We start from the raw sequence: 21316 nt of genomic DNA on the forward strand, positions 1-21316 counted from the left end.
GCAATTGGCGCGCCCGCAAGGAATCGAACCTTGATCTCAGGCTCCGGAGGCCTACGTCATATCCATTGGACCACGGGCGCATGTGTATAAAAGGTGCAAGAGTTATTATAAAACAACTATGCGTAAATTGCAAGCAGAGGTTGTTCTATAATGTTGGAAAATTTCCTGTTTGAACAGGCGGACAGGGAGCCCTCGCTTTCATACTGAATTCGAACAAAGCAAGGGACCCATTCTAAACAACAACCTCTAAGTCGTGAGACGAAGACCGATAATGCCGATAACGATGAGGCCTAAATATATGAATTGCGTCCGGCTGTATTTCTCCTTGAACCAGAACAAGCTAACCAGCGTAATGCCGACCGCGCCGACGCCGGCCCATACCGCGTAAGCCACTCCGGACGGGATAACGGACATGGCGTGCGTGAGCAGCCAGATGGAAGCGGCCAGTCCAAGCGTGATAATGACGAGCGGCGTTTTTTTCTTAAATCCGTCCGCATATTTCATGGCAATGACCGCAATAATCTCTTCAAATCCCGACAGTATCAAATATAACCAAGCCATTATGCGCCTTCCTTTCCATTCTTCTCTTCATTGGGAGTAGCCAGCTTCATGCCGACGATGCCCCCGAGCAGAATGAGCAAGAACATAATTTGCAGGGCGTTGAAATCCTCGCCTAAAAAAATCCCTGTTACATAAGTGCCTATCGTTCCGATGCCGACAAACACCGTATAAGCGATTGCGACGTTAAGCTTTTTATACGATTGGATGAGCATTAAGTAGCTCACGGTAATCAAGATGACGACGATGATCCATTCCCACGTGTGGGTTGCATACTTCAGACCGGACGCCCAAATGATTTCCAGTATCGCAGAACCAAGCACGAGTAGCCAAGCCACTTTTATTACCCCCTGTGTCTGTATCGAACTGGATGACTCGCGTAAACATGACAGCCGTTAGTTATTTCAGCGAGCGCTGAATAAAGGAGAAGAGTTCATCCTTCAACGGCTGCGGGTCCACACGGCCCTGTTGAATATCTACAAAATAATAGGTTTCCGCCGTCTGCTCGATCATGTTGATGATCATGCGCACGACGGACATGCTGTCGGATTGCAGTGACACCTCCCCATTCTGCCGCGCTGCCGCAAGCTGCTCCGCGAACCAATCATAATAAGGCTGATAGATGGCTTCCCACTTCGGAAAGGAATGATGGAGCGCGAGGCCGGAGTAGCATAAGAGAATGACCTCCTTGTACTTGGACGTCATGTCAAAAGATGCGCCGATGACCGCCTTTAATTTATCCCAGAAGCTGTCGAGCGGTTCGGCTTCCGCCTGTACCAACGACAATAAATGCTCAAGAATATGCTCGGCTACGGCCGGAACGATATCATTCTTAGTCGGAAAATAGATGTAGAAGGTTCCTTGTGCGACGCCTGCCTTTTTCACGATGTCACCGACGGAAGTCTTTTGGTAGCCTTTTTCGGAAATAAGTTCGATTGCGGATTGCAGCAGCGCTTCGTATTTTGCTTCTTTCTTATAGTTCACGTATACACCGCCCACTTTTTCAAAAATGACTGACTGTCATTCATTTTACACGACATGAACTAAAAAGTAAAGCAGGCACAACTCATTGTGCGCAATCCAAAACGGAATTATATAAAATGAATGAAAATTTGTCGTTTTAACACGAAAAAATGATTATTGAAGGGATAGGCGATTTTATCCTGCAAAGCTAAGATGTAAACCTATGAATAAGTTTCACGATGCTTGTCCATTCTAGATGCGGGACACTTGCAAGATGCACAATTATTCGGTAGAATAGTGGTGGGACAAAAAAAGTTGTGATGGGACGTTTTGAGTCCAATGGTTGGGAGATCAGGAGTGGAGAGAATGCGTGATTGGTTAGAGATACAGAAACGACTTCTGCCCGAACTCATTGAACTGTTGAAGAAGCGTTACACCATCCTGCATCAAATCATGTTGTCCGAAAGCATCGGAAGAAGAACGCTGGCAACATCATTGCAGATGACCGAGCGTGTGCTTCGTGCCGAAACCGACCTCTTGAAGGCGCAGGGCCTGATTGAAACGGATAGCACGGGTATGCGAATCAGTGAAGAGGGACGGCAACTTGTTAAACAACTGGAGCCCTTCATGGGCGAGCTGCTCGGAATGCGCCAGCTGGAGGAGAGTATCCGCCAAGCATTTGGTTTGAAGCAGGTTATTGTCGTACCGGGCAATTCGGATGTATCGCCTGCCGTGAAGCAAGAGTTGGGCCAAGCGGCGTGCAAGGCGCTCAACAGCGCTATGGGCAAGGAAGACGTTGTCGCAGTAACCGGCGGCTCCACGTTGGCTGCCATGGCAGACCAATTAACGAGTTCATCGCCGCTGAAAGGAATCTGGTTCGTTCCGGCGCGTGGAGGGCTTGGCGAGAGCTTGGAGCATCAAGCGAACACCATTGCTTCCACGATGGCGAAACGGCTGGGCGCGCAGTATAGATTGCTGCACGTTCCCGATTTGCTGAGTGAAGAGGCATACCAGTCATTGAAGCAAGAGCCTAACATCCAAGATATATTGCAGGTTATCCGTCAAGCGCGAATCGTCGTGCACGGGATCGGCGATGCCTTGGTGATGGCGAAGCGGCGCAGTGTGGATGATGCCACTGTGCAGCAGCTAGTGGAGGCGGGAGCGCTCGCCGAAGCGTTCGGGTACTATTTTGACCGGGACGGGCGTGTCGTACATACGATGCTTACACTAGGCTTGCGTCTAGAAGACATTTCCCGCACCGAGGTCGTCATTGCTGTCGCGGGAGGCAAGAGCAAGGGCGAGGCTATTACCGCAGTGCTTCATTCGGGTCATGAAGACATTCTGGTCATCGACGAAGCGGCAGCGGAAGAAGTTGTGAACCAATGTGGTCTCGATGTGCCTTCGGGCCGTCTTGAGCTATAAATAATTAAACCTTTTACGGAAATGGGAGGAATCATCATGGTGAAAGTTGGTATTAACGGCTTTGGTCGTATCGGACGTAACGTATTCCGCGCGGCTCTGAACAATTCGGAAGTAGAAATCGTTGCAATCAACGATTTGACAGATGTAAAGACACTGGCTCACCTGTTGAAATATGACACAACTCACGGCGTTTTTGACGCTACGGTTGAAGCTAAAGAAGGCGCGCTGATCGTTAACGGCAAAGAAGTTAAAGTATTTGCAGAGCGCAACCCTGAAAACCTGCCATGGGGCGCTAACGGCGTAGAAATCGTTGTTGAGTCCACTGGTATCTTCACAGCGAAAGACAAAGCAGAAATGCACTTGAAAGGCGGCGCGAAGAAAGTTATCATCTCCGCACCAGCTACTAACGAAGACATTACAATCGTTATGGGCGTTAACGAAGACAAGTATGACGCAGCTAGCCATACTATCATCTCCAACGCTTCTTGCACAACGAACTGCTTGGCGCCATTCGCTAAAGTATTGAACGACAAATTCGGCATCGTTAAAGGTATGATGAACACCATTCACTCCTACACTAACGACCAAAACGTGCTTGACCTGCCGCACAAAGACCTTCGCCGCGCGCGCGCAGCAGCTCAAAACATCATTCCTACAACGACGGGCGCAGCGAAAGCCGTATCCCTCGTATTGCCTGAATTGAAAGGCAAATTGAATGGTATGTCCATGCGCGTTCCTACACCTAACGTGTCTGTTACAGACTTGGTTGTAGAACTTGAGAAGAACGTGACGGTCGAAGAAGTGAACGCAGCTTTGAAAGAAGCGGCTAACGGTCCTTTGAAAGGCATCATGAACTACTCCGAAGAGCCATTGGTATCCAGCGACTACAACGGCAACCCAGCTTCCTCCACTATCGACGCGTTGTCGACGATGGTAATTGGCGACAACATGGTTAAAGTTGTATCTTGGTACGACAACGAGTGGGGCTACTCCAACCGCGTAGTTGACTTGACAGCTTACATCGCCAAAAAAGGTCTGTAATTATATAGCTTGACAATCAAAGAGGAGTAACCGAATGCGGTCTCCTCTTTGATCCATAAGCAAGGCATGTCGAGAACCGATACGGAATATTGCATCGTCATAGTTATAGCGAAGCCTGTCATTATGCGATGATAACGAATTTTTATTATAGATAGAACCGATTGATACAGAATCATACACATATCGAACACCGTAATGTAAATACAGATGATATAGAGAAAGAATGATGGAACCATACAGAATAACAGAACCTGACAACGATTCTTTCTAAGAGAGGCGTGAAGCGGTTCAAGCACACGATAGGAGGAACACGGGGATGAACAAGAAAAGCGTACGTGATGTAGACGTAAAAGGTAAGCGCGTATTTGTGCGGGTAGATTTCAACGTTCCATTGGAAGATGGGAAAATTACGGATGATACACGGATTCAAGAAACGCTGCCAACCATTAAATACTTGGTGGAGCAAGGTGCGAAGGTCATTCTGGCCAGCCATATGGGCCGTCCAAAAGGCGAAGTGGTTGATTCCATGCGTCTGACGCCTGCTGCGATCCGCTTGGGCGAATTGCTCGGCAAACCCGTCAAGAAGCTCGATGAGTCGATTGGCGAGACCGTGAAGGCCGAGATTGCTACAATGGAGAACGGCGACGTGGTTGTATTAGAGAACGTTCGTTTCCATAAAGGCGAAGAAAAGAACGATCCAGAATTGGCTAAAGCATTCGCGGAGCTCGCGGATCTGTATGTGAATGACGCGTTCGGTGCAGCGCACCGTGCCCATGCGTCCACAGAAGGTATCGCGCATCACTTGCCAGCCGTGTCCGGCCTGTTAATGGAAAAAGAACTGTCGGTATTGGGCAAAGCATTGTCCAACCCGGAACGTCCGTTCACCGCTATCGTCGGCGGATCGAAGGTAAAAGACAAAATCGATGTTATCAACAAAATGCTGGAGATTGCTGATAACGTAATCATCGGCGGCGGCTTGACGTATACGTTCTTCAAAGCGCAAGGCCACGAAATCGGCAAATCGTTGGTCGACAACGAGAAGCTGCAGGTTGCGCTTGGCTTTATCGAGAAGGCAAAAGAACTCGGCAAAAACTTGTACCTGCCTGTTGATATCGTCGTATCTGATGACTTCAGCGCAGATGCAAACACCCAAATCGTGCCAATCGACAGCATTCCAGCTGAATGGGAAGGCATTGACATCGGACCGAAGACGCGTGAAATTTTCGCTGATGTCATTAAGAACTCCAAGCTCGTCGTATGGAACGGACCAATGGGCGTGTTCGAAATTGAACCATTCTCTCACGGCACGCGCGCAGTAGCCGAAGCATGTGCGGAAACGCAAGGCTATACGATTATCGGCGGCGGCGACTCCGCAGCGGCAGTAGAGAAATTCAAGCTGAAAGACAAGATGGACCACATCTCCACAGGCGGCGGCGCTTCCCTTGAGTTCATGGAAGGCAAAGTATTGCCGGGCGTTGTGGCGCTGAATGATAAGTAATCTAAGCAGTTAGCAACTAAACAAGTAGGCGGCAGCGGCTATTAAGCCGCTTCCCTTACGTGTAGAGGAGTGATTCACGTGAGACAACCGATTATCGCAGGGAACTGGAAAATGTTCAAAACGGTACCGGAAGCGACTGCCTTTGTAGCGGAAGTGAAGGGCAAAGCGGAAGTAGAGGGCGTGGAAAGCGTCATCTGCGCGCCATTTACGAACTTGCCTGCGCTTGTTGAAGCGGTGAAAGGCACGAATATCAAGATTGGCGCACAAAATCTTCACTTTGAAGATTCCGGCGCATTCACAGGCGAAATCAGCGGTGCGATGCTGAAGGACCTTGGCGTACATTACGTCATCATCGGTCACTCCGAGCGCCGCGCTTATTTCGTTGAAACGGACGAAATCGTGAATAAGAAGGTGCACGCGGCATTCCGTCACGGATTGCTGCCAATCGTATGCGTGGGCGAATCGCTCGAAGAGCGTGAATCCGGCAAGACGAACGACGTCTGCAAAGTGCAAACGGAAGCTGCTTTCCAAGGCGTGTCTGCGGAGCAAGCGAAAGATGTCGTCATCGCATATGAACCAATCTGGGCGATCGGCACAGGCAAATCTTCTACTGCGCAGGATGCGAATGAAGTCATCAGCTACATCCGCAGCGTTGTTAAAGGTTTGTACAACGATGAAGTGGCTCAAGCGGTCCGCATTCAATACGGCGGCAGCGTGAAGCCGGAGAACGTGCGCGAATATATGGCGCAAAGCGACATTGACGGCGCATTGGTAGGCGGCGCGAGCTTGCAGCCAGCTTCCTACGTCTCCTTGGTGGAAGGGGCGAAGTAGAATGTCTGCACCCAGACCTGTTGCACTCATCATCATGGACGGCTTCGGACTGAGAAACGTAACTGAGGGCAACGCCGTTGCTCAAGCAAAGAAACCGAACTACGACCGCTATATGGACATGTACCCGCACACCACACTGACAGCTTGCGGCGAAGCGGTGGGCTTGCCTGAAGGGCAAATGGGCAACTCCGAGGTAGGACATTTGAATATCGGCGCCGGCCGTATCGTGTATCAAGACTTGACCCGGATTACGAAGTCGATTCGCGAAGGCGAATTTTTCGATAACGACACGCTGCTCGGCGCGGTACGCCATGCGAAAGACAATAACAAAAACTTGCATCTGTACGGACTGTTGTCTGACGGCGGCGTGCACAGCCACATTGACCATACGTTGGCCATGTTGGAACTGGCAGCAAAGGAAGGGCTGAAGAATGTGTACATTCACGCCTTCCTGGACGGCCGTGACGTAGCTCCGGATAGTGCGATCAAGTATATCGAGCGTCTGCAAGCGAAGATTGACGATATCGGCGTCGGACAAATTGCAACGGTTCAAGGCCGCTACTATGCAATGGACCGCGACAAGCGGTGGGAGCGTACGGAGAAATCCTACCGCGCCATGGTATATGGCGACGGACCGAAATACAGCGATCCGATTCAAGCGGTGAGGGAATCGTATGAGAACTCCGTATTTGACGAGTTCGTCATGCCGACGGTTATCGTCGACGAGCAGGAGCAACCGGTAGGTCTCGTGCAAGACGGCGATGCGGTCATCTTCTCGAACTTCCGTCCGGACCGCGCGATTCAATTGTCGCAAGTATTTACGAACGAAGACTTCCGCGGTTTTGATCGCGGGGACAAGTGTCCGAAGGATCTGTACTTCGTCTGCCTGACGTTGTTCGCAGAGACGGTCGGGGGCTTCGTAGCCTACAAACCGAAGGAGCTTGACAATACGCTTGGCGAAGTGCTTGTCCAACATGGCAAGAAACAGTTGCGTATTGCCGAGACGGAGAAATATCCGCACGTTACGTTCTTCTTCAGCGGCGGCCGCGACGTGGAACTCCCTGGCGAAAAACGCGTGCTTATCGCGTCGCCTAAAGTTGCCACGTATGACCTGCAGCCTGAAATGAGCGCGTACGAAGTGGCGGAAGCTGCGGTGCGCGAGATCGAATCCGGCGTGCACGACACGATCATTTTGAACTTTGCGAACCCGGATATGGTCGGACACTCCGGGAAGCTGGAGCCGACGATCAAAGCTGTGGAAACAACGGACGAATGTATGAGCAAAGTCGTGGAAGCGGTGCTTGCTCAAGGGGGCGTCTGCTTGATTACGGCGGACCACGGCAACGCGGATATGGTCTTTGACGAAGAAGGCCGTCCGTTTACGGCGCATACGACAAATCCGGTTCCGTTCATCGTAACGGACAAGAACGTCACGTTGCGTGAGGGCGGCATTTTGGCCGATATCGCACCGACGATTCTCGATTTGATGCAGCTGCCGAAGCCGGTCGAAATGACTGGCGAATCAATGATTTCCAAGAAATAATCGGATGGATTTTGTACGTTGCCTATCATGCATTATAATAAATACAACAAAGAATAAAGGAGTTGTACAACCATGACAATGATTATGGACGTTTATGCACGCGAAGTGCTTGACTCTCGTGGTAACCCTACAGTTGAAGTAGAAGTGAAATTGGAATCCGGCGGATTTGGCCATGCTATCGTGCCATCTGGCGCATCCACTGGCGCTCATGAAGCAGTTGAGCTTCGCGACGGCGACAAAGGCCGTTTTTTGGGCAAAGGCGTAGAAACTGCCGTTAAAAACGTAAATGAAATTATCGCGCCTGAAATTATCGGCATGGACGCTCTTGATCAAGTGTTGATCGACCGTACGATGATCGAGCTTGACGGCACGCCTAACAAGGGCAAATTGGGCGCTAACGCGATTCTGGCTGTATCCATGGCCGTAGCGCGCGCAGCGGCTCATGCGCTTGACATGCCTCTCTACACATACCTGGGCGGATTCAACGCGAAACAATTGCCAGTGCCAATGATGAACATCATCAACGGCGGCGAGCATGCGGACAACAACGTAGACGTTCAAGAATTCATGATTCTGCCTGTTGGCGCTCCTAACTTCAAAGAAGCGCTTCGCATGGGCGCTGAAATCTTCCACAACCTGAAATCCGTACTGCAAGGCAAAGGCTTGAATACGGCTGTAGGTGATGAAGGCGGCTTCGCGCCGAACCTCGGTTCGAACGAAGAAGCTATCCAAATCATCATTGAAGCAATCGAAAAAGCCGGCTACAAACCAGGCGAAGAAGTATTCTTGGGCATGGACGTAGCTTCCACCGAGTTCTACAAAGACGGCAAATACACGCTGGCTGGCGAAGGAAAATCCTTCACTTCCGCTGAATTTGTTGACTTGCTCGCTTCTTGGGTGGACAAATACCCAATCCTTACCATCGAAGACGGCTGCTCCGAGGACGATTGGGAAGGTTGGAAATTGCTCACTGACAAATTGGGCGGCAAGGTTCAACTCGTGGGTGACGACTTGTTCGTTACGAACACAGAGCGTCTGGCAAGAGGTATTTCCGAAGGCATCGGTAACTCCATCTTGATTAAAGTGAACCAAATCGGTACGCTGACAGAAACGTTCGAAGCGATCGAAATGGCAAAACGCGCAGGCTACACTGCAGTTGTATCCCACCGTTCCGGTGAATCCGAAGACAGCACAATCGCAGACATCGCAGTCGCGACAAATGCGGGTCAAATCAAGACGGGTGCTCCTTCCCGTACGGATCGCGTGGCGAAATACAACCAATTGCTCCGCATCGAGGACAACTTGGGCAGCGTATCCCGCTATGATGGCTTGAAATCCTTCTACAACTTGAAAAAATAAGACGTGACCGCGTTAGCGTAACGTTATATGAGAAGCCGGACTCCATTGGAGTTCGGCTTCTTTGTTATGCCTGTGCCTGCTGAATCGCCTCCATCGCGCACTCGCCGAAAGGCGGGATCGATCTGGACCTGAGGCTAGTTTTGATGAATATCCCTTGTTGAATGGAAGGACGGACGATATAATTATTGCTAGCTACTATTTAATGAACAATACTGAATGATGTATATAACGATTGGCTCAGGGGGTGACGGATTTGAAAGAGATCATTCAATTTAAAAAGGGCGTGCTCGGTCTATGCGTCATGGTGCTCATTAATCAACGCGACCGTTATGGCTTTGAATTGGCGCAGCAGATCTCGAAGCATGTGGAAATCGCCGAAGGGGCCTTATATCCGGTACTCCGCCGCATGGTAGCGGATGGACACTGCACCACTTATTTGCAGGAATCGACGGAAGGGCCGCCGCGCAAGTATTACAAGCTTACTCCGGCAGGCAAGTCGTATATGAATGAGCTGGTGTCGGAATGGGAGAGCTTCGTGTCGGGAGTAGCTGTATTGCTGGCGGAAGCCGCGGATGGAGATGCAGATGTAAATTTGGAAGCTAATCCAGAAGCAGACGGGAAATGAACAAGACTAAACGATAAGATTTAGGGGTGAGACAGGTGCATAAAGAATATTTTCTATTAAAGCTGAAGCTTGGACTGCTGCCGCTTCCTGAGGAGGACCGGAATGAAATACTGGCGGAATATGATGCGCACTTTGAATTCGGCAAGCAGCAGGGACGCACGGAGGAAGAAATCGCGAAGGAATTGGGCGATCCGGAAGAGCTTGCAGTCGAGTTGTTAGGGGACCGGGACGAGAAGCCTTCCTTCTCTAGTGGACCCATGAATGCCCAACCTATGAACGGAGGCAATGACATGCCGCCGCCTTGGCAAGGGATGAATCCTCAGCCAGGGATGCAGCATGGCTATGGCAACCATTGGGACCATGGGCAAGGGAACCATTCGATGCCGTATCCCCCGGGGCCTGATGCGGGCGCAATTCGTTCTCGCACCGTATTCGGAATCATAGGCGTGATCTTTGTCAGCATAATGATCGTGCCGTTGTTAATCGCGGGCTGGGGGGTATGCATTGGCATGGGCGCCGCAGCAATCAGCTTGTTAGTTTCTCCGCTACTGTATGTCGTCAAGCTGGCGTTGGGCGGAGTCTTTTATGGGGCGGAAATGTCATTGATCGTTCTCGCGTTCGGAATTGGCATTTTCCTGGCTCAAGCAATGGTCTTTTTGTTCCGTATTTATGCGCGGATCAATATGGGCTATATCCGCTGGGTTGCTCATGTGGGAAGGGAGAGAAGATAGATGAAAAAAGCATGGTTGAATCTGCTGGGCATCGGCTGCGTCGTGGCAGGCATCGCAGGCCTATTCTATTTTGGAATGGATAAACTATTATATTCCCAGCTTCCCGGCTATAACTACAGCATTGCGATAGAGCCTGATTTGAAGCAGATTGCAATGGAAGCGGGCCGGGGCGATATTAAAGTGAATTGGCACTTTGACGACCAACGTAAAATTGAACTATACGGGCAGGCGCCTGAACAGACGATACAGAAGCTTGGCAATACAAAGGTTGAAGATGGCGTGCTCCACCTTGTATTTTTCGATACCGAAAGTGAGGAATGGATGAATTTGTTCGAGTTCAATTCCCGTCAACAGCACCATGAGATTCATATTCATGCGCCGAAGGAATTCGTTCTGGATCGTTTTCAAGCACGGCTCTCGATGGGGTCGTTCGTGATGACGAACGGACAGGTCAAGCACCTCGATGCCGAGAGCAACTTGGGTCAGGTGATTGTGAAGCAGGTGAAGGGTGAACAGGTGAAGTTGAAATCGGATGCCGGGAAAATCGTAGCCGAGAACGTGGATGCTGCGATTACAGCCAATGCTTCGTTGGGTGAAGTAAAGCTGCTGAACACGGTGAAACCGGTCGAGGTAGAAGCGAGTGCGGGCAACGTATTTATTGAACAGCAGAATCCTCATCCGATACAGGCATCAAGCAATTTAGGCAACATCAAAATATTGGTTTCCCCTTTGTTCGACGGAGTGTATGATGCAAGAGCGAATTTGGGCAATGTATCCTCGCCGGAATCGAAGATGAAGAGCAATATGGTCATTCAAGCGCGCACGGACGCCGGCAATATTTCCATTGTCGAAAAATAGCTTGTCAACTCGAGATATGCCGCTATAATTCGGTTATAATGGATGTATACAATGCGGCATATAAAGGGGTTACGAAACGATGAAACCAATCATGAAAGTTCTTACGTTAGCAGGCTCTGATTCCAGCGGCGGCGCCGGCATTCAAGCAGACTTGAAAACCTTCCAAGAACGCGGAGTATACGGTATGACCGCGTTGACGACAATCGTGACGATGGATCCGGACGATAATTGGGCGCATCGCGTCTTTCCGGTGGAGCTGTCCACGATTGAAGAGCAGTTGAAGACGATTCTGAGCGTCGGTATCCAAGGGATGAAGACCGGCATGCTTGGTTCTATCGATATTATTGAGCTTGCGGCGCGCACGATCGAACAGCATGACATACCGAATATCGTCGTTGATCCGGTTATGGTGTGCAAAGGCGCGGACGAAGCGCTTCACCCGGAGACGAATGATGCGCTGCGCGACATTCTCGTGCCGAAGGCAACGGTAGTGACGCCGAACCTGTTCGAGGCGGCACAGCTTGCGGGCACAGCGCCGATTCGTACCTTGGACGATATGAAGCAGGCGGCGGCGGTTATTCAGGAGTTGGGCGCGCGCTATGTGCTGGTGAAAGGCGGCTCCAAGATTGGCTTGCCGACGTCGATCGACTTGCTGTATGACGGCAAGGACTTTGAAGTGCTGGAGGCCGATTTAATCGACACGACATTTACTCACGGAGCAGGATGCACATACTCGGCGGCGGTGGCCGCAGAGCTGGCGAAGGGGCATGGCGTCATCGAAAGTATCCATACGGCTAAACGCTTCATTACAGAGGCGATTCGGCATTCTTTCCGCCTGAACCAATATGTGGGCCCTGTGCGCCATAATGCGTTGCGTTTGGTGGAGCACGGAGAGGAATAGAGTTATAGGGTTCTTGCCGGCTGCATAACGTTGTGTTACAATAAGAATACTGTTTTTATGCTTTTCGGACGTGTAACACGCATTAGGAGGTGTAACTATGACAATTTTTTTGAAAATTCTGCTTGTCATCTTTTCGATTGGCTTGATTAGCATTGTGCTTCTGCAGAAAGGGAAAAGTGCCGGCCTGTCAGGCGCCATCTCCGGCGGTGCGGAACATCTCTTCGGAAAGCAAAAGGCACGTGGTCTGGAGCTGTTCCTTCAGCGTGCGACAGTCGCTTTGGCGGCTGGATTCTTTATACTTTCTATGGTAGTTGCTTATTTTGTAAAAGGATAACGTATATATGCGAACGCAAGGCGGGGACGAGGTCCTCGCTTTTTTGTATTTGGCGTGGATTTTTCCACAGTAAGGAGGCATTATTGGTGCAAATAAGAACATTTTCAGGTTTTTGTCCCAATGGGCTGAACATGGTGGCGATGAGCCGGGATGTAACCATTTAATTTCGTGTATACTAGGTTATATATTGGTATACTGTATCATGCAGGTCATGGCAAGGTGTGAGGTGAGGTTATGATATCGGAACAACAGTTGTTGGACTTTATGCGTGAAACCGCTTATAAGCCGATGACCTATCAGGAATTGGAACAGAATTTTTCGATTGAAGGCGCGGCTGAATTCAAAGCCTTCTTAATTATGCTTAATCAGTTGGAGGAAGAAGGAAAGGTCATTCGTACCCGTTCGGATCGCTACGGGGTGCCTGAGCGCATGAATTTGCTCCGGGGACGCCTGCAAGCGCATGCGAAAGGATTCGCCTTTCTTATTCCCGAAGAAACGGGTCATCCCGACGTATATATTCATGCGAATGATTTGAAGACAGCGATGCATGGGGATACGGTGCTTGTTCGCATCACGAACAAAACGTTTGAGAGCACGCGTATGGAAGGTGAAGTGGTGCGCATCGTCAAGCGCGCCGTCGAGCAGATTGTTGGAGTGTTTCAGCATTATGAATCGTACGGCTTTGTAGTGCCGGACGACAAGCGGATTAACCGCGACGTATTCATTCCGTTGGAGGATACGCATGGAGCCGTTACCGGACAGAAGGTTGTTGTCCGTATCGTCAATTATCCGGAAGGCAGAGCGGCGGCACAGGGGGAAGTCATTGAGATTCTTGGGCATAAAGACGACCCAGGCGTCGATATTTTGTCGATCATCCGCAAGCATCAACTGCCGGAAGCCTTTCCTGATGAGGTGATGGCGGAGGCGGAGTCTGTTCCGGATTCCATCACGGAAGACGAGATTGTAAGCCAGCGCCGCAGAGATTTGCGCGGTTTGAATATTGTGACGATCGACGGCGAGGACGCGAAGGACTTGGATGACGCCGTCTATGTGGAGAGGCTGCCGAACGGCCATTACAAGCTCGGCGTCCATATCGCCGATGTCGGCTATTACGTTCGTGAAGGTTCGGCGCTTGACCGCGAAGCGTATGCGCGCGGTTGCAGCGTCTATCTGGTTGACCGCGTCATACCGATGCTGCCGCATCGGCTGTCGAACGGTATTTGTTCGCTTCATCCGCGGGTGGACCGCTTGACGCTGTCCTGCGAGATGGAGTTCGACGAGAAGGCGAAGCTCGTCAAGCACGATATCTTTCCGAGCGTGATCCGGACGGTAGAACGAATGACGTACAATAATGTGCGCAAGATTGTCGAGGACGAGGACCCGGAAGTGTCGGCGCGATACGCCTATTTGGTCGACAACTTCATGCTCATGAAGGAGCTGGCGCTGAAGCTTCGCGGCAAACGGATGAATCGCGGCGCCATTGATTTCGACTTTCAAGAATCAAAGGTTATTGTGGATGAGCAGGGCAAACCGATCGACATTATTAAGCGCGAGCGCTCGATCGCGGAGCAAATGATTGAAGAGTTCATGCTGGCGGCGAACGAAACGGTTGCGGAGCATTTTCATTGGCTGCGCGTGCCGTTCTTGTATCGGATTCATGAGGAGCCGAATAGCGAGAAGCTGTTCAACTTCATGTCCTTTGCCGCCAACTTCGGCTATGTCGTGCGCGGCAAGGGCAACTCGGTCCATCCGCGCGCGCTGCAAATGTTGCTGGAGGAAATTGAAGGGACACGCGAACAGACCGTCATAAGCACGATGATGCTCCGTTCGATGAAGCAAGCGAAGTATGATGCGGAGAGCACCGGCCACTTTGGCTTGGCGGCAGAGTTCTACTCGCACTTTACTTCGCCGATTCGACGCTACCCTGACCTCGTCATTCACCGTGTCATTCGCGAAGTAATCGACAGCGGCGGTACTCTTCCTGAAAAGCGGTTGGAGCAGTTGCATGCGCGCATGCCGGACATAGCCCAGCAATCATCGGAACGGGAACGCGTCGCAGTAGATGCCGAGCGGGATACGGAAGCGCTCAAGAAGGCCGAATTTATGCTGGACAAGGTGGGCGAGGAATTCGACGGCATCATTAGCAGCGTGACAAGCTTCGGCATGTTCGTAGAGCTGGATAATACGGTCGAAGGGCTGATTCGTCTCAGCGAATTGTCAGATGATTACTACCATTTCCATGAACAGCATATGGTGCTTATCGGCGAGCGGACGGCGAATATGTTCCGGATTGGCGACGAGGTCCGCATTCGCGTGGGCCGCGTCAATATGGAGGAGCATACGATTGACTTTGAGCTAGTGGCAAGCACGCCACGCTACGGCGGACGTGATGCGCGGGAATTCGGCTTTGAGCAGCGCAAGCGAGGCCGTGGCGGCGCAGGCGGCGGAGAGCGAAGAGGCCGCGGCAACGGACGCGATTCTCGTGAAGGACGCGGAGGATCGCGTGAAGGACGCGGAGGGCCGCAACGTGGAGGGCGTGGTGCTCAGCGCAACGGGCAAGCAGAGCGGACAGGTCGGGGCGGCGCGCCAGATCGAGGACGCCCGAATCGACCTGAAGCGAATCGGCCGCAATCCAATCTTCAAGAGCGACGCGGAACCGCGCAGGCGGACGAAACGATATATAATGAGTACGGCGCAGGCGGAGAGCAGCATGTCCGCGGCGGACATGGACGTTCTCATGTGCAGGAACGCATGGAGGATGAGCATACGGAACGCTTTGAAGGCCAGATGACTCATGCTGCTGAAGCTGATGAGTTTGACGGTGAATGGTATAACCAAGGCGAATTCCGGGCGCGTCAGAACCAGAATGGCCGTAACGGACGCCGCAGCGGAGATAGACCTTCAGGAACCCGTTCGCGTGGCAAGGGAGGTATTCACCTTGGTCAAGGCAATGGAGCCGAACAGTCTCAGCGTTCCCGTGGCGAGAAAAACAACAACGATAATGCGAACTGGGTTGACAACCTAATCGCGAATGCGGAAAAAGAGGCGGATCGCGGTCCACGCTCTTTTGACTTCGGTTCCGGTCGCGGCGGTTATGGGCGTTCGAGCCAGAACGACAATAACGACCAGAGTGGCGCCCGTGTCGGGGACTACCGCTCAGGCCGGGAGAAATTCGGCGCTGGCAAGAAAGGGCGCAAAAGCACCTCCGAGAGCGGAATATTCATTGGCGAATCTGCCGCAAAAGCACGCAAGCAAACGAAGGAAGCGGGGCAAGCTGCACGTAAGAAAGGCAAAGCGAACAGCAAAACCGCCAAGTTTGTGCGCAAGAAGGGATAAGCTAGCCGTTTGGAAGCTCGTTTTTTAGGTCGAAAATGAACAATGGGGCGGTCCTCTGCGGAGGGCCGTTTTCATGAGGGAAAATGTTTTACTGACGAGGTCGGTTTTTTTACTTCATCCTTCAGGATAAGGAGTGGGATTCTTTCTTAGTCTCACTCTCCCCTTTATTCAGAAGAGCAGGAATAACAGCATTCATTCATGCAATTGCAATGTTCATTGAGGCCGGACTTCCCTTCCGTAACTGGACCTTATCATCATTCTCCCGTAGCAACGAAGAGGTTAGCATTGAGGATAACACTTACTTTTCGTATATACAAGTGACATGAAAAGTTTGAGTTGAAAAATCACTATGGGAGTTATCATATAAGCCCTTTCTGCATACTATGATATAATGTACATAATCTACATTGAGTTACAGAGATGGGGTGAAGCCAGATGAGTCCTTCAGATATTTCCGTCTACCACGTCGTGCTGCGCATGGTGCTCGCCTTAATATTGGGCGGCTTTATCGGATTGGAGCGGGAGAAACGAAGTCAAGCTGCCGGGCTTCGCACTCATATGTTGGTGAGCTTGGGATCGGCTTTGGTTATGCTTATTTCGGTGTACGGCTTTCCTAAGCTTAGCGGCGATGACAAGGCAGATGTCGATATCGCGCGTATTGCCGCTCAGGTAGTCAGCGGTGTGGGTTTCTTGGGAGCGGGCACGATAATCCGCAATGGCACAAGCGTCAAAGGGCTGACGACGGCAGCTTCGCTGTGGGTATCCGCTGCGATTGGGCTGGCCTGCGGTGCAGGGTTTATTTCGGCTGCGCTTGCAGGGTGTGGATTATCTCTGGTCGCGTTATGGGTATTGAACAAGTATGACATTAAGAACCGCGTGGCGCACCGCATTCATCAGCTTGAAGTAATCGCTGAAGAGCGCGAAGGATGGCTGACCGAGATGACGGCGGAGGTGGAGCTGCAGGGAATGTCGGTTCGCAGCATCCGTATGCGCAAAGAAAGCAATGGCTTGAAGTCGTGGACGAAGCGGTTGAGTCCCGAAAAAGACGAAGAACACTTCGATGAACCTGAACATGATAACGACGATGAGGTTGATATGGAAGGTGAAGGCGAGGCAAGCTCTTCTGTTATCAATCCACGATCGGATGCTTCGAATGAACCGCGCCAGGTAAGCATTGAATTAAAGGTGTTGGCTGAGGATATGAAATCGATCGCGGCATGCTGTGAGTCGCTGCTTAGCATGGAAGGCGTCAAGGATGTTCGGATGATTTCGTAAAGCGGGTTTGAATACATTAGTAACTCTCTTGAGTCTGATGGCTCTTTTTTGATACAATATAAGAAGTTGTATACTTATAGAGGTACAATAGCGAATCGTATTCTCGCTCGGAGATTGTATTTTGTTGTAACGTTGGAGGACAATCATGGGTAAAAAAAGTGAGAACAGAGTGCTGGCCCAGAACAAGAAGGCGTCCCATGATTATTTTATCGAGGACACTTATGAAGCAGGCATGGTGCTGACAGGTACGGAAATTAAGTCGCTGCGGATGGGGAAAGCTAATATTAGCGATTCGTTCGCGACGATTCGTAAAGGCGAGGTATTCATCCATAATATGCACATCAGTCCGTTTGAGCAAGGGAATCGGTACAATCCTGCGGATCCGACGCGTGCGCGCAAGCTGCTGCTGCACAAGGCGCAGATTAGCAAGCTCATCGGGCAGACGAAGCAGGAAGGGTATACGCTTGTTCCGCTTAAGATATATGTGCGCAACGGCTTTGCGAAGCTGCTGATTGGCCTCGGCCGCGGGAAGAAGAATTATGATAAACGCGCAACAGAAGCCAAGCGTGATGCGGACCGCCAGATTCAGCGGGCGCTGCGTGAGAGGCAGAAGTATTAAGGGCTATGGTGCTGGCTTATATCATTTCTCAGAAGTAACCAAGGAAAAGGCATGTAGCGTTGGCAACAAGTTGACTAACATCTTTGCCTTTCATGTGTTATAATAAACGTGTCGGCAACGATAAGAAGCTTATGCATCAAGCCGTTGCTGCTAATCGAGTGGATAGCTTTGACAACTGAATAGTGTGGAATGTTACACTATCTATGTCTTAACTTTTTCTCTTAATTCAAGACCCAACTCCCCAGATGGGCGAGATGTGTCGCTTATCATTATGGGGGCGTTCTTGGATTCGACGGGGATAGTTCGGGCTCGGGTAGCGGGTAGTGGGGCTGCGGCCACTTCAACAACGCGAACGCCAATTTAAACGGCAAACAACAAAACAACTACGCTTTCGCAGCTTAATAACCTGTGAGCGTGCTCCTGCTCTGCATCGCCCATGTGCCGGGATAGGGGCTCAACTTTAGTGGGATACGCTGTCACATCTCCGCCTGGGGTGTGCTGAAGAAGACAATCAGGCTGACCCAAAGCATAGCCGGTTACGGGGCGATGCTCGGGTGACATCAAAACTGTGACTACACCCGTAGAAGCCTTTGTTGCGTTATCTTCGGACAGGGGTTCGACTCCCCTCGCCTCCACCAAAACCTGAAAAAACCGACCGCATGAGGTCGGTTTTTTGTGTTTTGGTGGAGGTAATAAAGGGAGTAGAACCCCTGAGCGGGTTCGCCCGCGCGCAGGCAGTGGATGAGAAGCTACGAAGGAAAGCCTCAGCGAACGAGCACGGCGTTGATATCCAACCTCTAATATCGTCGACGGAGGATAGGCATCGGCAGCAAGTGAATGGAGATATCAACACCCCCTCGCCTCCACCATCATGAAGCCGACCGCGCGAGGTCGGCTTTGTGCTTTGAACTATAACATTGCTGGACTGGCAAGCTTATGCTTCAAAACAACAACGGCAACATTATACTTCAAACTTCAGCGCTACATATTTATGATTAAAAACGTCGCTAATTAGAGATCCCTTAAATAGTTCTTTATAAAAAACTCATCCGTCAGAGAAAACGAGTCTCTAGAATCACTTCTAAGGCTCGTTTCGTGTTTAAGGAGACATATTTGTATCCCCTAAAATCTTCAGTTTCTAAAGATACGAACTTTTGCATAGTCTCTAAAATAGCGGCTTGGTTTTATTTTATGTCCCCAAGTTCTTGTCATTTTGATTTGACAAGAACTTGGGGACATTTCCATTCTTGACAAGAAGGTGAGGACATTACCGATTAACAAATAGCGATGTCGAATAATGATCTTACAAGGCAACTCACTGATAGATCATCACAAGCTGGGTAAATTAATTACTTTTTACGGACGACAAGAACATATTTGCTATTGTTCTCTCAGGTTTCTACCGAGGCCGAGTACAAACCAGAGAGATGATCGCAGGAATACTTTCGTCCATATTTTTGATCCGGTAATCTGGAATATTTCGGTTTACATATAAATACATTTAAGGCGTATACCATTCTATTTGTGGAGGAATTGCTCATGCCTATCTTTTATCCCGACAATGAAAAACGCAAAGTCCGACTTCTGGAACTGGCCACCGATACGCAAAACTTTTTCTACGAAGCGACGGCCGACTATGAGGACTTCAAAAAATTATGCGAGGTAGTGAATAAGCAAATTGTTGCCGTTTACAATGAAGCTGGATTGAAAGCGCCTGGCATCAAGCAGGTTGATGTGATCGAGCTAGCTGGTATCACAAAAGACATTAGCAGTAAGGATAAGAATTTGGAAATTGCTGAGATACTTCTCGACGTCGCCAGCTTCGCTGGAACTATCAAATATTTCGCGCCCGCTGCTACCAAATTGCTGGTGCGCTCAGGTGTGATGGCGGAGGAGACCGCGGCAAGAATCCTGGCTTCCTTCACTGTGCCTTTTATCGGCAAAGAGGTGGAGATTACAGCCGGAGGTTTGGCCGGCAGTTTATTGAGCGGCATCTTAGGGGGAATAGCCGTGGGCGGCATAGATCTTGGCCTCGACGCCATCAATGGAGCCAAAGCCAAAGAAAAATTGCGGGGCGGGCTGCATACGCTGTATCCAGTGCGGACCAGCACGCGTCTTTCCCTCGACAAGTCGAAGGGTCTACTTGATTCGATACGTTCAGTAAAAACAACGCTCGATGCGATCAGCGGTGCCGGGTTGCCTCTTACCGATGCCGTGATTAAAAACCTGATCAAAAAAGACGTGCAACCGGCAGTTGAGGCCGATAAAAATATTACAAAAGGTACTGTTACAGTCGAACTGAACAAATTTGACCTTTCGAGAACTTCATGGACTGCAGAGGATATTCATTGATCGTCATCAGAGAAGGAGAACGATATGTCCATCTTTTTTCCAGATAATGAGAAGCGGAAAAATCGGCTGCTGGAACTGTCGGCCGACACACAAAACTTCATCGCCGTTTCAAAACAAGATTACGAACAGTTTAAAAACCTAAATGCGGTAATCAATCAGAAAATTGCGCAATTGTATGCCAATGCCGGATTGACGCCTCCTGGAATAACACAGCTCGATATATTAAAAGCCGCGGGCGCTGCTCAGGAGGTCAACACGGCTGATACGGCCGTCGAAATTTCCACTATCTTTCTGGATGTGGCCGGCATGGCCGCAACGACGCTTTACCTTGCTCCCGGAGTCACCAGTTTCTTGGTCGGATCAGGTATTCTAGAAGCGGAAACGGCCGCAACAGTACTAGGTACGGTATTCGGCACGGAAATCGCAGTCGGCACTATTGCCGGAGGATTGATCGGCGGACTCATAGCAGGCGCCGTCATCATTGGTATCGGCCTTGCTATCGACGCTATTAAAGGCGCAATATTACGCGGAAAACTGCGTGAAGGCCTCCATAAGTTGGTACATATCCGCACCAAGGCCAAACTACATTTGGATAAAGCGGCGAAGCTGGTCGCATCCCTAGACTCGGTCAACCGCACTTTGGACGCCTTGCTTTCCAGCCATATTCCTTTAACCGATCAAGTGATCCGAAACTTGCTGACAAAGGATGTCGTCCCCGCGATCGAAGCGGCCAACGCAATTACGCTATCTACCGTCACCATTGAATTGAATGTTCTTGATCTACACCGCAGGTCTTGGACAGCCGAAGATTACGAGTGACATACAATCGGCTTCCGGCAGAAAGTATTCTTTATCGAACGGGTATCTTCCGTTAGCCCTTCTTCCGTAGCAGGTGATTTAAAAGTGGTTTGTCTCGCAGATCCGAATACGCTGCAGTTCAGTACCACATGCCCGGTTATCAAAGCCGATGGTTACGTTTATTGGCCATACAGCTTTATGGATAATCGTTACGGCATGGCGATCGTTGCCTACGACCAATCAGGCCAGGCCGTAAAGCGTTGGGATAAAAA

19 protein-coding genes, 1 tRNA gene and 1 other RNA gene are annotated in these 21316 nt (G+C 50.4%); 17 read left to right on the forward strand and 4 right to left on the reverse strand.

Going from position 1 to position 21316, the window contains the following annotated elements:
* Nucleotides 1–5: 5 nt before the first annotated feature.
* The 4 genes from JSQ80_RS11930 to JSQ80_RS11945 all read right to left on the reverse strand — a co-directional run bounded on the left by JSQ80_RS11930 (nucleotide 6) and on the right by JSQ80_RS11945 (nucleotide 1542).
* Nucleotides 6–80 (reverse strand) — tRNA-Arg (locus tag JSQ80_RS11930).
* Between the two features lie 166 nt (nucleotides 81–246).
* Nucleotides 247–561 carry a DMT family transporter gene (locus tag JSQ80_RS11935; protein ID WP_087434456.1) on the reverse strand — a complete coding sequence of 105 codons (315 nt, stop codon included), beginning with the start codon at nucleotides 559–561 and terminating at the stop codon, nucleotides 247–249.
* Entirely contained in the window at nucleotides 561–896 is a 336-nt protein-coding gene (locus tag JSQ80_RS11940) for a DMT family transporter (RefSeq protein ID WP_087434457.1), read from the reverse strand. The genes JSQ80_RS11935 and JSQ80_RS11940 overlap by 1 nt, the downstream gene beginning before the upstream one ends.
* 61 nt (nucleotides 897–957) lie before the next feature.
* Complete coding sequence (locus tag JSQ80_RS11945; RefSeq protein WP_087434458.1) at nucleotides 958–1542, reverse strand: TetR/AcrR family transcriptional regulator; 585 nt, start codon at nucleotides 1540–1542, stop codon at nucleotides 958–960.
* Nucleotides 1543–1887: 345 nt separating this feature from the next.
* Here JSQ80_RS11945 and JSQ80_RS11950 point away from each other — a divergent pair, with 345 nt between their 5' ends.
* The 17 genes from JSQ80_RS11950 (at nucleotide 1888) to JSQ80_RS12030 (ending at nucleotide 21065) form a co-directional block, all read left to right on the forward strand.
* On the forward strand, nucleotides 1888–2943 hold the full coding sequence (locus JSQ80_RS11950; protein WP_206095426.1) for a sugar-binding transcriptional regulator: 1056 nt from the start codon (nucleotides 1888–1890) through the stop codon (nucleotides 2941–2943).
* Nucleotides 2944–2979: 36 nt separating this feature from the next.
* Nucleotides 2980–3984 (forward strand): type I glyceraldehyde-3-phosphate dehydrogenase, encoded by a 1005-nt coding sequence (gene gap, locus JSQ80_RS11955; protein ID WP_087434460.1) that lies wholly within the window; start codon nucleotides 2980–2982, stop codon nucleotides 3982–3984.
* Between the two features lie 316 nt (nucleotides 3985–4300).
* A complete protein-coding gene (locus JSQ80_RS11960) occupies nucleotides 4301–5482 on the forward strand; it encodes a phosphoglycerate kinase (RefSeq protein WP_206095427.1) in 1182 nt (393 codons plus the stop codon).
* 78 nt (nucleotides 5483–5560) lie between these two features.
* Nucleotides 5561–6313: a triose-phosphate isomerase gene (tpiA, locus tag JSQ80_RS11965; RefSeq protein ID WP_087434462.1), complete on the forward strand. Its 753-nt coding sequence runs from the start codon at nucleotides 5561–5563 to the stop codon at nucleotides 6311–6313.
* A gap of 1 nt (nucleotide 6314) precedes the next feature.
* Nucleotides 6315–7856, forward strand: a complete 1542-nt coding sequence (gene gpmI, locus JSQ80_RS11970; RefSeq protein WP_206095428.1) for a 2,3-bisphosphoglycerate-independent phosphoglycerate mutase — start codon at nucleotides 6315–6317, stop codon at nucleotides 7854–7856.
* A gap of 72 nt (nucleotides 7857–7928) precedes the next feature.
* Entirely contained in the window at nucleotides 7929–9215 is a 1287-nt protein-coding gene (eno, locus tag JSQ80_RS11975; protein WP_087434464.1) for a phosphopyruvate hydratase, read from the forward strand.
* Nucleotides 9216–9516: 301 nt separating this feature from the next.
* Nucleotides 9517–9840 (forward strand): PadR family transcriptional regulator, encoded by a 324-nt coding sequence (locus JSQ80_RS11980; protein ID WP_418888900.1) that lies wholly within the window; start codon nucleotides 9517–9519, stop codon nucleotides 9838–9840.
* A 35-nt stretch (nucleotides 9841–9875) separates the two neighbouring features.
* Complete coding sequence (locus JSQ80_RS11985) at nucleotides 9876–10571, forward strand: HAAS signaling domain-containing protein (protein WP_206095430.1); 696 nt, start codon at nucleotides 9876–9878, stop codon at nucleotides 10569–10571.
* On the forward strand, nucleotides 10572–11429 hold the full coding sequence (locus tag JSQ80_RS11990; protein WP_206095431.1) for a DUF4097 family beta strand repeat-containing protein: 858 nt from the start codon (nucleotides 10572–10574) through the stop codon (nucleotides 11427–11429). It begins immediately after the preceding gene.
* A 79-nt stretch (nucleotides 11430–11508) separates the two neighbouring features.
* Nucleotides 11509–12330: a pyridoxine/pyridoxal/pyridoxamine kinase gene (gene pdxK / locus JSQ80_RS11995; protein ID WP_087434468.1), complete on the forward strand. Its 822-nt coding sequence runs from the start codon at nucleotides 11509–11511 to the stop codon at nucleotides 12328–12330.
* 97 nt (nucleotides 12331–12427) lie between these two features.
* Nucleotides 12428–12664: a preprotein translocase subunit SecG gene (gene secG, locus JSQ80_RS12000; RefSeq protein WP_087434469.1), complete on the forward strand. Its 237-nt coding sequence runs from the start codon at nucleotides 12428–12430 to the stop codon at nucleotides 12662–12664.
* Nucleotides 12665–12898: 234 nt separating this feature from the next.
* Nucleotides 12899–16000 (forward strand): ribonuclease R, encoded by a 3102-nt coding sequence (gene rnr, locus JSQ80_RS12005; RefSeq protein WP_206095432.1) that lies wholly within the window; start codon nucleotides 12899–12901, stop codon nucleotides 15998–16000.
* 435 nt (nucleotides 16001–16435) lie between these two features.
* Nucleotides 16436–17275 carry an MgtC/SapB family protein gene (locus JSQ80_RS12010; RefSeq protein ID WP_206095433.1) on the forward strand — a complete coding sequence of 280 codons (840 nt, stop codon included), beginning with the start codon at nucleotides 16436–16438 and terminating at the stop codon, nucleotides 17273–17275.
* 145 nt (nucleotides 17276–17420) lie between these two features.
* Nucleotides 17421–17894, forward strand: a complete 474-nt coding sequence (gene smpB, locus JSQ80_RS12015) for an SsrA-binding protein SmpB (RefSeq protein WP_087434472.1) — start codon at nucleotides 17421–17423, stop codon at nucleotides 17892–17894.
* A 273-nt stretch (nucleotides 17895–18167) separates the two neighbouring features.
* Nucleotides 18168–18532: a transfer-messenger RNA gene (gene ssrA / locus JSQ80_RS12020) on the forward strand.
* Nucleotides 18533–19433: 901 nt separating this feature from the next.
* Nucleotides 19434–20246 carry a hypothetical protein gene (locus JSQ80_RS12025; RefSeq protein WP_206095434.1) on the forward strand — a complete coding sequence of 271 codons (813 nt, stop codon included), beginning with the start codon at nucleotides 19434–19436 and terminating at the stop codon, nucleotides 20244–20246.
* Nucleotides 20247–20270: 24 nt separating this feature from the next.
* Nucleotides 20271–21065, forward strand: coding sequence for a hypothetical protein (locus JSQ80_RS12030; RefSeq protein WP_206095435.1), 795 nt, complete (start codon nucleotides 20271–20273; stop codon nucleotides 21063–21065).
* Nucleotides 21066–21316 lie beyond the last annotated feature (251 nt).

The organism is Paenibacillus apiarius (assembly GCF_017052585.1).
GTDB classification, from domain to species: Bacteria; Bacillota; Bacilli; order Paenibacillales; family Paenibacillaceae; genus Paenibacillus_B; species Paenibacillus_B apiarius.